The organism is Hoeflea sp. 108, assembly GCF_000372965.1.
In the GTDB taxonomy this organism is placed as follows: Bacteria; Pseudomonadota; Alphaproteobacteria; order Rhizobiales; family Rhizobiaceae; genus Aminobacter.
The window spans coordinates 646,733-660,151 of the sequence record NZ_KB890024.1; the positions used below are offsets into that span (position 1 = coordinate 646,733).

A 13,419-nucleotide genomic window follows, 5' to 3' on the forward strand; every position below is an offset into this window, starting at 1 on the left:
GGCAGTCAGTGAATGCTGGCGGCGGCCCTCGCAGCGGGGATCTCGTTGAGGGTGAGCGGCGCCGGCCGGCCGAACAGATAACCCTGCACGACCTGGCAGCCGGCGGCGCGCAGCAGCGTCGCCTGGTTTTCCGTCTCTACGCCTTCAGCGATGGTGTGCACGCCGAGCGCCCTGGACAGGCCGACGATGGTCGAGACCACCGCGCCCGAGCTGCTGTCGGTTTCCATGCGGCTGACGAAGGAGCGGTCGATCTTTAGCTTGTTGAAGCTGAAGTCGATGAGATAGGCGAGGTTGGAGTAGCCGGTGCCGAAATCGTCGACGGCGACCGAAATGCCCATCGCAGTCAGCTGCCTCAGGATTTCGGCGGCACGGTCACGGTCCTGCATCATTGCCGATTCGGTCAGCTCGAGCTCGAGCCGCTTCGGCGCGATGCCTGTTTCCTCGACGATCTTGGCGACGATGCCGACAAAGTCGCGGGTCATGAACTGCACCGGCGAGATGTTCACGGCAACGAAGCAATCGTCCGGCAGCAGCTGGGCGTCGACGCAGGCCTTGCGCAGCACCCACTCGCCGATCGGGGCGATCATGCCGGTTTCCTCGGCGACCGAGATGAAGTCGACGGGCGGGATCATGCCGCGCTCCGGGTGGCGCCAGCGGATCAGGGCCTCGTAGCCAACGACACGACCCGAGGTCAGGTCGAGCTGCGGCTGGTAATGCAGGTCGAAATCGCCGCGCTCAAGCGCCACGTGCAGTTCCGATTCGACCCACTGGCGATGCTCGGCCACCTTGCCCATGTCGGGATGGAACACTGTCCAGGAACCGATGCCGTTGGCACGGGCGTTCTGAAGTGCCAGGTTCGAGCGGCGCAGCAGCTGCACCGGGTCGTTGCCGTCCTTGGGCATGGCGACGACGCCGACGGACACGTTGACCGACTGGACGTGCGACGGCAGCGGGTAGGGCTGCATGACGTCCTCGACGATGCGGTCGATCAGCGCTTCCAGCGAACCGTCGACCTGCCGGTCGGGGCAGAGGATGGCGAACTCGCCTGCGCCGATGCGGCCAAGGACGATGTCGTCCGGCAGTGCTGCCCTGAGGCGTGCGGTGAAGGCACGGATCAGGGCGTCGCCGTTGCAGTAGCCGATGGCGTCGTTGATCTGCTTGAAGCGGTCGATGTCGATGTCGATGAGGAATATGGGCTTGCCGGTGCGCGCGGTGGCGGATGCCGCTTCGGCGATCTTGCCGACCATGGCGGTGCGGGCAAAGAGTCCGGTCAGCTTGTCGAAATTGGTCTCGTTGAAAACGTAATCAGCGGATTCGTCGACGCCGGCGAAGAACGACATGGCGGCCACCGAGGCCGCCAATGCGCAAAGCGCGGCGATGATCGCTCCGACGCTCTCGACAGGCATGCCGGCGATCTGGCCGCCGAATGCGAGCTTCATGCCCCACACGGCCAGGATGAAACTGCCCAGCCCCGAAGTGGCTATGGTGACGAACCGAAACAGAGGCGTCCGGCTGGGGTTTTTGGCGGCGGGCATGCGTAGTGTTCCTAACTTGCGCGGACTTTCTACCGTTTGGCGAGTTAAGATCGCTTGCTGCGATTGTCTACAATTTTAGCAGGGATTGGCTTTGTTGCCGCACCGCGCGTCTATGAGAACGCGCAGGGCGCTTCATGTGTCTTGAACCAGTGCATGGTCCTTTCCGAAAACCGTTTCCGATCTTCGGGGGCGGGCACTAGTCGCGCCCGCCATCCATCTGCTTGAGCTCATCCAGCGTCGGCATCGAGACGATGTGATAGCCCGAATCGACGTAGTGGATCTCGCCGGTGACGCCTGACGACAGGTCGGACAACAGATACAGCGCCGAGCCGCCGACCTCGTCGAGGGTCACGGAGCGGCGCAGCGGCGAGTTGCGCTGCTGGTAGGTGAACATGTGACGCGCATCGGCGATGCCGGCGCCCGCAAGCGTGCGCACGGGGCCGGCCGAGATGCCGTTGATGCGGATACCGCGCGGGCCGTAGTCGTTGGCGAGATAGCGCACGCTCGCCTCGAGGCCGGCCTTGGCCACGCCCATGACGTTGTAGTTGGGCATGACGCGCACCGAGCCGGCATAGGTCAGGGTGATCATCGAGCCGCCGTCATTCATCAGCGCGGCGGCGTGCTTGGCCACCTCAGTGAACGAGAAGCACGAAATCACCATGGTGCGCACGAAGTTTTCGCGCGTGGTATCGGCGTAGAGGCCCTTGAGCTCGTTCTTGTCGGAGAAGCCGATGGCGTGGACCAGGAAGTCGATGCCGCCCCACTTTTCCCTTAGCGTCTCAAAGGCAGCAGCAACCGAGGCACTGTCTTCGACGTCGCAAGGCACCAGGATCTCGGCGCCAACCTTTTCGGCCAGCGGCTTGACGCGGCGACCGAAGGCCTCGCCCTGGTAGGTGAAGGCAAGCTCGGCACCATGCTCGGCGAGCTTCTGCGCGATGCCCCAGGCAATGGAGTGGTCATTCGCGACGCCCATGATGAGCCCGCGCTTGCCCTTCATCAATCCGTCCATGTCGGTGTCCCTATGCCGAGAGGCGCTGGAAAACGAGAGTGGCGTTGGTGCCGCCGAAGCCGAAGGAGTTGGACAGCACCGTATCGATCTTGGCGTTGTCGATGCGCTTGCGCACGATCGGCATGCCTTCGAATTCGGGGTCCAGCTCTTCGATATGGGCACTCTCACCGATGAAGCCGCCCTGCATCATCAGGATCGAGTAGATCGATTCCTGCACGCCCGCCGCACCCAGCGAATGGCCGGTCAGCGACTTGGTCGAGCTGATGTTCGGCAGCTTGCCGGCGAACACTTCGCGGATCGCGCCCATTTCCTTCGAATCGCCCACCGGCGTCGAGGTGCCGTGGGTGTTGATGTAGTCGACTTCACCCTTCACCGTCGACAGCGCCTGGCGCATGCAGCGCATCGCGCCTTCGCCTGACGGGGCGACCATGTCGTAACCATCAGACGTCGCACCGTAGCCGACCAGCTCGCAATAGATCTTGGCGCCGCGCGCCTTGGCATGTTCGAGCTCTTCGAGCACCAGAACGCCAGCGCCACCGGCAATGACGAAGCCGTCGCGGTTGAGGTCATAGGCGCGCGAGGCGACCGAGGCGCGGTCGTTGTACTTGGACGACATCGCGCCCATGGCGTCGAACAGGTTCGACATGGTCCAGTCGAGGTCTTCGTGGCCGCCGGCGAACATGACGTCCTGCTTGCCCCACTGGATCATCTCGGCGGCGTTGCCGATGCAATGTGCCGAGGTCGAGCAGGCCGACGAGATCGAGTAGTTGACGCCGTGGATCTTGAACCAGGTGGCGAGCGTCGCCGAGGCCGTCGACGACATCGCCTTCGGCACCGCGAACGGCCCGATGCGCTTGGGCGAGTTGTTCTTCTGGGTGATCTCGGCGGCCTCGACGATGGTGCGGGTCGACGGGCCGCCTGAGCCCATGATGATGCCGGTACGCGGGTTGCCGGAGATGACGCTCTCTTCGAGGCCGCTGTCGGCGATCGCCTGCTTCATGGCGACATGGTTCCACATGCCGCCCTGCGACAGGAAGCGGGCGGCGCGACGGTCGACCAGCTCGGTCGTGTCGAGATTGGGCGCGCCCCAGACCTGGCACTTGAAGCCGTGCTCGGCGAAATCGTTGGAGAAGCTGATGCCGGACTTGGCGTCACGCAGTGATGCCGTCACCTCGTCGGCGTTGTTGCCGATGGACGATACGATGCCAAGGCCCGTTACGACGACACGTCTCATGAAAATCTCCGGTCCAGTGTATGGGGCCAATCAGACGGCCGCGGCTTCCTGCTTCGCAAGCCCGACCTTAAGGTCGGTGGCCTTGTATATGGTCTCGCCATCGGCCTTCAACCAGCCATCGGCGATGCCCAGGACCAGGCGGCCGCGCATGACGCGCTTGAAATCGATGCCGTATTCGACCTTCTTGACCGAAGGTGTGACCATGCCCTTGAACTTCACCTCGCCGGTGGAGAGCGCCATGCCCTTGCCCTGCTCGCCGAGCCAGCCGAGGTAGAAGCCGGTCAACTGCCACATGGCGTCGAGGCCAAGGCAGCCCGGCATGATGGGGTTACCGATGAAATGGCAAGGGAAGAACCAGAGGTCCGGCCTGATGTCGAATTCGGCACGGGCAAAGCCCTTGTCGAACTCGCCGCCAGTCTCGCTGATCTCGGTGATGCGATCGAACATCAGCATCGGCGGAGCGGGCAGCTGTGCATTGCCGGGTCCAAACAGCTCGCCGCGGGCGCAAGCCAGCAGTTCCTCGTAGCCGTAGCTGGATTTCTGATCGGCCATGAACACCATCCCGTCTAAGTTTCTCGGGCGGTGCCCGCCCTTCTTGTGTGCTCTCACTAGCACAGACTGTCTCAAGCCGGAAACCGGCGTTTGCGCTTAGCGCGACCATTGGTCCGGGTCAATGCGCGCTATTGATCGCATTTGAGCTACAGAATATATGTCTGACATAGCTTGCCGGCGGCATATCGCGCCATTGGTGTACCCGGCGGGTCTTGAATGGGGCGAAGTCAAACTTCGACGAGGCACGAGTGGACACTCGCAAGGCAAGCATTGTTGTGGAAGCGCGCGTTCGCGACGCAGGCCTGCGGCCCACGCGGCAGCGCGTCGCGCTGGCTGAACTGCTGTTCGCCAAGGGAGACCGCCACCTCTCGGCCGAAGAGCTGCACGAAGAGGCGCTCGGCGCTGGCGTGCCGATCTCGCTCGCAACCGTCTATAACGCCCTGCACCAGTTCACCGACGCGGGCCTGCTGCGCATTCTCGCCGTTGAAGGTTCGAAGACCTATTTCGACACCAACACGTCGGACCACCACCATTTCTATATCGAGGGTGAGAACCGCATCTTCGACATCGAGTCGAATTCGGTCTGTGTGTCCAACCTGCCGGAACCCCCGGAAGGCATGGAGATCGCCAATGTCGATATCGTGGTGAGGCTGAGGCCCAAGCGCACGGCCTGAGCCGGCGCGTTGTTCCCAATTATTGTCGTGTCGCCGGGCTGGACGCGTCCACTGGCTTGAGTTCGCCGGTCAAGCAAGGTGATGCAGTCAAAGATATGGGCCGCCGAAGGTTTGACTCTTCGGCCGGCCCGTCAGGTCTCGCCCATCAGTTCTCGCCCATCAGTTCTCGATGGTCTCGCCGGGATAGGCGCCCCAGAGCTGCGACTGGGTGAGCCAGCCCGTGGTTCCGGCAAAGCTCATTTCGCACCATTCGCCGTTGCAGCGCTTGATCGAGCCAACGACGCCGGGCTCTATCAAGGCGACGGTGCGGGATTCCTTATCGGGCTTGGCCAGCAGGCTGATCTGTGCCGGCTTGCCGCGCTGCCAGGGGGCGGTGATTGCCGTGCGATGGCCCGACAGCAGCGTCTGGTTGATCCAGCCTTCGGCGCCGTCGGCATCGCGCACACGGCGCCAGTTGTCGTATTCCTGGATGATCTCCATCGGCAGGCCGGGCTTGAGATAGAGCCAGTCGACCGGATAGTCGGCGCCGGGGCCGATGCGCGAATTGACCTTGCCAGCCTTCAGGCTGACGAATCGCGGCAACGGCAGGCCGCTCGGTCCGAGCGTGCCCTGCTGGGCAGCGACTGCCTGGCCGACATTGCCGGCACCGGGCGAAACGAAAGCAAGACCCACCAGTGCCACGCTGGCGGCCAGGCGAAGCGACGCGAAACCAGACACTTCCGTAACCTCTGTCAACACTCGACGCCTCGGGCTTTCAGCCTGACGGGGCGCCCCTTTTTCTTTGTCTTCGGCGGCGCTGCTTGTTACACAGAATTACCGCGCGGTGATTGGTTTCCAGTTTCACCGGTCTTGGTTAAAGAGGTCTCAACGGGATCTTCGTCGAGGAAAGAATGACCGGCCGAAAAAAGCCTCTCGTCGTCATCACGCGCAAGCTGCCGGACCCGGTGGAAACGCGCATGCGCGAATTGTTCGATGCGCGGCTCAATGTCGACGACAGGCCCATGACACAGCCCGAGCTGGTCGCGGCCGTCAAGGAAGCCGATGTGCTGGTGCCGACGGTGACCGATACGATCGATGCAGCCCTGATCGAGCAGGCCGGCCCCAACCTCAAGCTGATCGCCAATTTCGGCAATGGCGTCGACAAGATCGACGTAGCCGCCGCGGCGCGGCGCGGCATCACTGTCACCAACACGCCGAACGTGCTGACCGAGGACACGGCCGACATGACCATGGCGCTGATGCTGGCGGTGCCGCGCCGGCTGACAGAGGGCGCCAACATCCTGGCCACCGAGAAGAAATGGGCGGGCTGGTCGCCGACCTGGATGCTCGGCCGCCGCATCTGGGGCAAGCGCCTGGGCATTGTCGGCATGGGGCGCATCGGCACTGCCGTTGCCCGCCGCGCCAAGGCCTTCGGCCTGTCGATCCACTATCACAACCGTCACCGCGTGTTGCAGTCGGTGGAAGACGAGTTGGAGGCGACCTATTGGGAGAGCCTCGACCAGATGCTCGCCCGCATGGACATCATCTCGATCAACTGCCCGTCGACGCCGGCGACCTTCCATCTGCTGTCGGGCCGGCGGCTGGCGCTGATGCAGCCGCATGCCTACCTGGTCAACATCGCCCGCGGCGACATCATCGACGAGGATGCACTGGTCAAGATGCTGCAGGACGGCAAGTTGGCGGGTGCTGCCCTCGATGTCTTCGAGCATGAGCCGGCGGTGAATCCGAAGCTGCTCAAGCTGGCGGCCAAGGGCAAGGTGGTGCTGATGCCCCATATGGGCTCGGCTACCATCGAAGGTCGCATCGACATGGGCGAAAAGGTCATCATTAACATCCGCGCCCATGTCGACGGACATCGCCCGCCGGATCGCGTATTGCCACTCAGGACCTGAGCAAATCCAGGAAAATGCGACGCGGATTTCCGTGAGGATGCGTCGCAACGACCTTTCTCAGCCCGCCTCCGGCAGGCGCGTCTCAAGGCACCACCATTTCGGGCGGCCGCTGCGGAAGCTGTGATAGGCGGGCATGAGTTCTGCCGCTTTCGGTTTGTCGAACACGCCGACCACGAGCGCGATTGTCGGCTGGTCGTCGATAGCGCCAAGTGTGCTGCCGCAGCGCGCGCAGAAGGCACGGCTCGAATAGTCTGATGAGCGATAGGTCGCCGGCCGTCCGCCCGGTCCGGTCCAGTTGACCGATTCTCGTGGGAATTCGACCCAGGCAAGGGTGAGCGAGCCGCTATGGCGCTGGCACATGCGGCACGAACAGGTGTGCGGCTTCTCGGCAGGGCCCCGCGCCTCGAACCTGATGTCGTCGCAGAGGCAGCCGCCTGCATATTTCTTGATGGCCATTTTTGTCCCATAAATCTCGATGGATGATTGGTCAGCTCAGTCGCTTGCGCATGGTCAGCGAGGTCGGTCGGTCGTAACCTTCATGCGCGGTGCGCACGAACTCGACAAAGCCCAGGCGCGCGAAGGTGGCGTGGTTGGCGACGAGTTCGATGCGCGTCTGCAGCTCCAGCACTGATTTGTCGATCTTGAGCGCGTGGCGTTCCGCTGCCTGCATCAGCATCCGGCCGATGCCGAGACCGCGCGAGGCCTCGTGGACCGCGAGCTTGCCGATATAGAGGACGTCGTCGCGCTCAGCGGCGAAGATGCAGCCAGCGAGCCGGCCATCTACCGTGGCAATGAAGCAGGTTTCGTCGCCAGCCTTCTGGCGCAGGCTCTCAGGGGTGAGTCTATGCGCCGAGGATGGCGGGTCGATGACGCCGTCCATATAGGCGAAGGCGGACAGGATGAGTCCGAGCAGTTCGTCCCAACGCGAAAAATCCTCGGGGAGGCGGGAGATGGTCATATCGGTCATCGTCACGACGCCTTGTAGCGGACTGTGTCGAATCGGGCGCCAAGCGCATCGTAGAGCAATAGCCTGCCGACCAGCGGCTCGCCGACGCCGGTGATGAGCTTGATCGCCTCCATCGCCTGCAAGGTGCCCATGACGCCGGTCAGCGCGCCAAGCACGCCTGCAACCGCGCAAGATGGCACCAGGCCAGGCGGCGGCGCTTCGGGGAACAGGTCGCGGTAGGAAGGGTTGCGGCGACCGTCCGGACCGGTCTCGAACGGCTTCAGCACGGTGATCGAACCGTCGAAGCGGCCGACCGCGGCATGCACGAGCGGCCTTTCGCGGGCAGCACAGGCGTCCGCCACTGCATAGCGCGTCTCGAAATTGTCGGAGCCGTCGATGACGAGGTCGTAGCCGGCAACCAGATCGCCGGCGTTCAACTCGGTCAGCCGAAGCTGGTGCAGCTCGACCGTCACATGCGGATTGATGCGGGCGATCGCGGCCTTGGCGCTGTCCCCCTTGGAAAGGCCGATCGACTGAGTGTCGTGGATCACCTGGCGCTGCAGATTGGACAGCGAGACGTGGTCGTCGTCGACGATGCCGAGCGTGCCGACACCGGCGGCGGCGAGATATTCGAGCACAGGCGCTCCGAGCCCGCCGGCTCCGATCACCAGCACGCGCGCGCGCTTCAGCTTCTGCTGGCCCGGCCCACCTATTTCGGGCAGCACGATGTGGCGTGCGTAGCGTTCGAGTTCTTCGGCGGAGAGGGGAGCAGCCTGGTTCATGGCGCGAGCATATCGCTGCGATATCTCGTTGTCAGGCGTCTTGCAGAGCTACGTCCATCAGGCGCGCGAGCCGAGGTCAAGGGTCCGTAGGCCTGACGCTGCCATGGTCGACGGTGAGGAACTGCGCCGTGCCGGCAAGGCTCGAAAACAGGCTGGCCTCCGTGCCGGTCATGAAGGCCTGGCAATTGAGTTCGTCGAGAATCGAAAACAGTGCCGCCCGCCGACCGGGATCGAGATGGGCGGCGATCTCGTCGAGCAGGAGAATCGGTGCAGCCCCCGCCATCTCGCCGGTGAGTCGCGCATGCGAGACGACGATGCCGACCAGAAGTGCCTTCTGTTCGCCGGTGGAGCAGAGTTCCGCCGGCATCGACTTCGGCCGATGACGGACAAGCAGGTCGGAGCGGTGTGGGCCCTCAAGTGTGCGGCCGGCAGCACGGTCGCGCTCACGGCCCTGGGCCAGCGCCTGGCGAAAATGCTCCTCAAGCTCGACCGCAGGCATGCGGCCGATGCTCTCTTCGAGCGTTCCCGAGAGAGCAAGATCGGCCTGCGGGAAGGGGCCTGTTTCAGGCAGCCTGCTGATCATGGCGGTGAGCAGCCGCACCATCTCGACGCGGGCGGCGGCAATCGCTGCCCCGGTCTCGGCCATCTGGGTTTCGATCGCCTCGAACCAGCTGCGGTCGCGGCGGTCTTCCGACAGTAGCCGGTTGCGGCCACGCATCGCCTTTTCATAGTCGAGGGCGCGCTGGCCATGCGCCGGGTCGATCGCCAGCACCAGTCGGTCGAGGAAGCGGCGGCGGTCGCCGGCAGGCCCGGTGAACAGCGAATCCATCGACGGCGTCAGCCAGACGACTCGCAGCCATTCGAGCATCTCGTCGGCCGATTTGGCCGTGGCCCCATTGATGCGCACGCGCCGGCCCGCCTCACCCGCCGCTTCTGGTGCGGTGCCGGTGCCGATTTCGGCATCGCCGAATGGGCCTTCGATCGAAGCATGCACGGCGAAGGCACCGGCACTGCCCTCGCGCGCCACGTCGGGGTAGGGCGCACGTCGCAGGCCGCGTCCGGGCGTCAGGAAGGAGATCGCCTCGAGCAGGTTGGTCTTGCCGGCACCGTTCTCACCGGTGAACACCACCGCGCCCGGCCTGAGGTCGAGCGAGATCGAACTGTAATTGCGGAAGTCCGTGAGCGTGAGCTTGCTGATATGCGTCGAGGGGGCACGTTTCCGCGTCTCCCCCGTTTCGAAGTCCTGCACGGGCGTCCGGGCGCTACACGCGCATCGGCATCAGCACGTAGAGAGCGTTCTCGTCGGCTGTGTCATGGATGAGCGTGGGCGACCCGGCATCCGCAAGCATGAAGCGCGCCTCGTTGCCCGAAAGCTGGGCGGCGACGTCGAGCAGGTACTTGGCGTTGAAGCCGATTTCGATTGGGTCCGACGAATAGTCGGCGGCGAGCTCTTCGGTGGCGCTGCCCGAATCGGGGTTGTTGACGGCGAGCGTTACCTGGCCGTCGGTGATGGACAGTTTCACGGCTCGGCCGCGTTCCGACGAGATGGTCGACACGCGGTCGACAGCCTGGGCGAAGCTCTGGCGGTCGATGACCAACTTCTTGTCGTTGCCGCTCGGAATGACGCGCTGATAGTCGGGGAAGGTGCCGTCGATCAGCTTGGACGTCAGGATGACGCTGCCGATGGTGAGACGGATCTTGGTGTCGGACAGCTCGGTGGCCACTGCGACATCAGGAGCGTCGAGCAGCTTCTGGATCTCGCTGACGGTCTTGCGCGGGATGATGATGCCCGGCATTCCCTCGGAGCCTGCCGGGGCCTCGACCTCGGCGCGGGCGAGGCGGTGGCCGTCGGTGGCGACCGCACGCAGCATCAGTTTGCCGCCGCTCTCGATCGTGTGCAGGAAAATACCGTTGAGGTAGTAGCGCGTCTCTTCGGTCGAGATGGCGAACTGGGTCTTGTCGATCAGCCCCTTCAGCGCCTGCGAATCGAGGCGGAAGATGTGGGAGAACGAGCCGGCCGAAAGTTCGGGGAAATCGGACTGCGGCAGGCACTGGAGCCGGAAGCTCGAACGGCCCGAGATCACCGACATGGCGTTGCCGTCTTCATCGGTCTTGAGCATTACCTCGGCGCCGTCGGGCAGCTTGCGGACGATGTCGTAGAGCAGGTGGGCGGGCACTGTCGTGGCACCGGCGCGCTCGACGCTTGCCGGCGTCGCTTCCGAGACCTCGAGGTCAAGGTCGGTCGCCTTCAGCTCCAGGCTCGCGCCATTTGCGTTCAGCAGCACGTTCGACAGGATCGGAATGGTGTTCCGCCGTTCGACCACGCGGTGGACGTGGTTCAAGGACTTCAACAGGTTGGAGCGTTCCAGGATAACACGCATGACGAAACAGGCTCGCTTCTATGAAGGTGCGGGCTCACGGGCTCGGTCTGCGCCCGGGGAAGCCCGCAACACGATCGGATTTCACGCGAGTCTGACAGTAAAAAGCCCGGAAAGGCAAGCCCGCGCAGCCATTTGAGGCGGTTGCGCGGGCGTTCTGGGGATAAGTGAGCGGCAGCTTGGTCTGCTGCCGGCAAAAGGCTCAGGCCTGATCGGTGATCAGGCGGCGCAGCAGCTCGAGTTCCTGTGCCAGCGTGTTGTCGCCGCCCGACAGATCTTCGATCTTGCGCACGGCATGAAGCACGGTCGTGTGGTCGCGTCCACCGAAGCGACGGCCGATTTCCGGCAGCGAGCGCGGGGTCATCACCTTCGACAGATACATGGCGATCTGGCGCGGCTTGACGATGGTGCGCGTGCGGCGATTGGACAGAAGCTCCGTCTTCGACACGTTGTAGTGGCGCGCGACGATGCGCTGGATGTCTTCGATGCGGACGCGCTTGGGCTCGCCCGAGCGATAGATGTGGCCGAGAATTTCGTCGATGCGCTCGATCGACAGCTGTGGCTCGAAGGACTGGCGGAAGATCAGCTGATTGAACGCGCCTTCAAGCTCGCGGCCGCTGCCGGTGACGGTGCGGGCGACATGGGCGAGGACTTCCGAGTCGATGACCAGGTTGGGGTCTTCGGCCTTGGCACCGGCGAAACGCTGCTGGAGCATGCCCAGGCGCATCGAGAAGTCGGGTGTCGACATTTCCAGCGCCACGCCGCCATTGAGGCGCGAGCGCACGCGTGGCTCGAGTGATTCCAGCTCTGCCGGCGGACGGTCGGCGGCAACGACGACCTGCTTGGCCGAGTCGAGCAGCATGTTGATGAGATGGCAGAACTCGTGCTGGATCGACTTGCCCTGCAGGAACTGCATGTCGTCGATGATCAAAAGGTCGATGTCGCGGAGCTGTTCCTTGAGCGTCAGTGCGTTGTTGTCGCGGATCGCCGTTGCAAAGCGCCACATGAAGTATTCGGCCGTCAGGTAGACGACGCGCGACTTCGGGTTCTGGCGCAGCGACTCGGCGGCGATCGCCTGCAAAAGGTGCGTCTTGCCGAGGCCGACAGTGGCGTGGAGGAACAGCGGGTTGAAGCGCGAGTTCGATTCAGCGACTGCGCGGGCGGCTGCAAGTGCGACGCGGTTCGACGGGCCCTCGACGAAGGACTGGAACGTGTAGCGCGGGTCGAGCGGCGAGCCGAGCACGCTCTGCTTGAACTCGGTCTCGGCAGCGCCGCTGCGGGCCGGCGCAGGGCGCTCGGTGCGACCGGCGGCCACCGTGCTGGTGGAAAGGGCCGTTTGCGTCTGGCGCACCGGCTTGCGCATCGCCGGAGCTTCGCTCTCTGGGGCTGCGCGGGTAGCACGGGTCGCCGTGCGGATGATGATCTCGAGCTTGAGCAGTTGCGGCTCTTCCTGGCGCCACAGCTCGGAAATGAGGTCGAGATAGTGGCTGTTGATCCATGAGCGCAGGAAAGCCGTCGGCACCGAAAGGCGCACAACGCCCTTCGAGGCTTCCGCCAGCTTCATGCGGCCGAACCAGCTCGAAAAGACCTCGCTGCCCAGACGCACCTGGAGCTGCGTCTTGACGCGGTCGAAGTTCTTTTCTGCGGCGCTGACAGCTGCCACTTCATTTCCCTCGATCAGTTCGCCGGTGAACAGAAAGCCTGCCTTTGCTTCGCTTTCGATGCCGCTTTGCATTCTCGCAATCCCTAACCTTTGGTCCTCGTTGTCCGCGCGGGGGTGCGCCGCTTGCGCCTCCGCCGGAATATTCATCTGGGATGCATGCCGTTTCCGGCCGAGCCCCCTGTCCCCGCCCGCCGCGCCGTGAGGCGCATTCGGACCGTCAGCGCTGTGGGGGCAGCAGCGCCAGGCAAAAGCGTAACCGTCCGGCGAAGACGCCGGCGCGCCACATCTCACTCACCATGCCGTGTATCCCCACACGCCCCATAAGCTCGAAGGAGGCAAACCTCCCCCGTACGCGGAATCTATCCACGTCGAGAATGCCGCCGATTTTTAAGGCTTGGCAGAGGGCTAGAGCCCGTCCCTTCGATGCTTGGACCTTACAAAAATCGCTGTGGACAGGGCAAGGCCGACTCTAACCCGTTTTTAATGAATCTGGTTTGGTCTGGAGTGGATTCAACCGCCCTGAAGAGGCTCTGCGGAGCCAAAGCCGTTGTGATTCAAAACCTTTTCCGGTGCGCGAAAAAAACCTGCGCCCGTGGCAAAAAATTTTAAAAGAATCCGCTTGACACCAACTTGTCCCCCAGAGTCCGGCAGGGACTTGAACAAGCTGTGGATGACCATTCACAACTATATGAATCTAAAGGTGAATTTCTGCCACGGTGAGTCTGGGGCGAGGCTGCTTGTGGCAGTTGTACTT

Annotated in this window: 13 protein-coding genes; 2 read left to right on the forward strand and 11 right to left on the reverse strand. The window is 63.7% G+C overall.

The features are described from left to right. Nucleotides 1-5 precede the first annotated feature (5 nt). The 4 genes from B015_RS0103160 to fabA form a co-directional block, all read right to left on the reverse strand. Entirely contained in the window at nucleotides 6-1,535 is a 1,530-nt protein-coding gene (locus tag B015_RS0103160) for a bifunctional diguanylate cyclase/phosphodiesterase (RefSeq protein ID WP_018426209.1), read from the reverse strand. Nucleotides 1,536-1,731: 196 nt separating this feature from the next. Beyond that, complete coding sequence (fabI, locus tag B015_RS0103165; RefSeq protein WP_026226829.1) at nucleotides 1,732-2,544, reverse strand: enoyl-ACP reductase FabI; 813 nt, start codon at nucleotides 2,542-2,544, stop codon at nucleotides 1,732-1,734. Nucleotides 2,545-2,554: 10 nt separating this feature from the next. Beyond that, the gene (gene fabB, locus B015_RS0103170) at nucleotides 2,555-3,778 is read right to left on the reverse strand and encodes a beta-ketoacyl-ACP synthase I (protein ID WP_018426211.1); all 1,224 of its coding nucleotides are present in this window, start codon (nucleotides 3,776-3,778) and stop codon (nucleotides 2,555-2,557) included. Nucleotides 3,779-3,808: 30 nt separating this feature from the next. Beyond that, on the reverse strand, nucleotides 3,809-4,330 hold the full coding sequence (fabA, locus tag B015_RS0103175; RefSeq protein WP_026226830.1) for a 3-hydroxyacyl-[acyl-carrier-protein] dehydratase FabA: 522 nt from the start codon (nucleotides 4,328-4,330) through the stop codon (nucleotides 3,809-3,811). 248 nt (nucleotides 4,331-4,578) lie between these two features. Between fabA and irrA the strand changes: the two genes are divergently transcribed. Further along, nucleotides 4,579-5,004, forward strand: coding sequence for an iron response transcriptional regulator IrrA (gene irrA, locus B015_RS0103180; protein ID WP_018426213.1), 426 nt, complete (start codon nucleotides 4,579-4,581; stop codon nucleotides 5,002-5,004). Nucleotides 5,005-5,163: 159 nt separating this feature from the next. Here irrA and B015_RS0103185 read toward each other — a convergent pair whose 3' ends face one another. Further along, nucleotides 5,164-5,721 carry an SH3 domain-containing protein gene (locus tag B015_RS0103185; protein WP_018426214.1) on the reverse strand — a complete coding sequence of 186 codons (558 nt, stop codon included), beginning with the start codon at nucleotides 5,719-5,721 and terminating at the stop codon, nucleotides 5,164-5,166. A gap of 173 nt (nucleotides 5,722-5,894) precedes the next feature. Here B015_RS0103185 and B015_RS0103190 point away from each other — a divergent pair, with 173 nt between their 5' ends. Further along, complete coding sequence (locus B015_RS0103190) at nucleotides 5,895-6,896, forward strand: D-glycerate dehydrogenase (RefSeq protein WP_018426215.1); 1,002 nt, start codon at nucleotides 5,895-5,897, stop codon at nucleotides 6,894-6,896. Between the two features lie 57 nt (nucleotides 6,897-6,953). Here B015_RS0103190 and B015_RS0103195 read toward each other — a convergent pair whose 3' ends face one another. The 6 genes from B015_RS0103195 to dnaA all read right to left on the reverse strand — a co-directional run bounded on the left by B015_RS0103195 (nucleotide 6,954) and on the right by dnaA (nucleotide 12,737). Continuing rightward, nucleotides 6,954-7,352: a GFA family protein gene (locus B015_RS0103195; protein ID WP_018426216.1), complete on the reverse strand. Its 399-nt coding sequence runs from the start codon at nucleotides 7,350-7,352 to the stop codon at nucleotides 6,954-6,956. Between the two features lie 31 nt (nucleotides 7,353-7,383). After that, nucleotides 7,384-7,863: a GNAT family N-acetyltransferase gene (locus tag B015_RS0103200; protein WP_018426217.1), complete on the reverse strand. Its 480-nt coding sequence runs from the start codon at nucleotides 7,861-7,863 to the stop codon at nucleotides 7,384-7,386. Between the two features lie 2 nt (nucleotides 7,864-7,865). Next, a complete protein-coding gene (locus B015_RS0103205) occupies nucleotides 7,866-8,624 on the reverse strand; it encodes a molybdopterin-synthase adenylyltransferase MoeB (protein ID WP_018426218.1) in 759 nt (252 codons plus the stop codon). A gap of 76 nt (nucleotides 8,625-8,700) precedes the next feature. Beyond that, complete coding sequence (recF, locus tag B015_RS0103210; protein WP_018426219.1) at nucleotides 8,701-9,873, reverse strand: DNA replication/repair protein RecF; 1,173 nt, start codon at nucleotides 9,871-9,873, stop codon at nucleotides 8,701-8,703. A gap of 13 nt (nucleotides 9,874-9,886) precedes the next feature. Continuing rightward, nucleotides 9,887-11,005 (reverse strand): DNA polymerase III subunit beta, encoded by a 1,119-nt coding sequence (gene dnaN / locus B015_RS0103215; protein ID WP_018426220.1) that lies wholly within the window; start codon nucleotides 11,003-11,005, stop codon nucleotides 9,887-9,889. A gap of 199 nt (nucleotides 11,006-11,204) precedes the next feature. Next, on the reverse strand, nucleotides 11,205-12,737 hold the full coding sequence (dnaA, locus tag B015_RS0103220) for a chromosomal replication initiator protein DnaA (protein ID WP_018426221.1): 1,533 nt from the start codon (nucleotides 12,735-12,737) through the stop codon (nucleotides 11,205-11,207). Nucleotides 12,738-13,419: the final 682 nt, after the last annotated feature.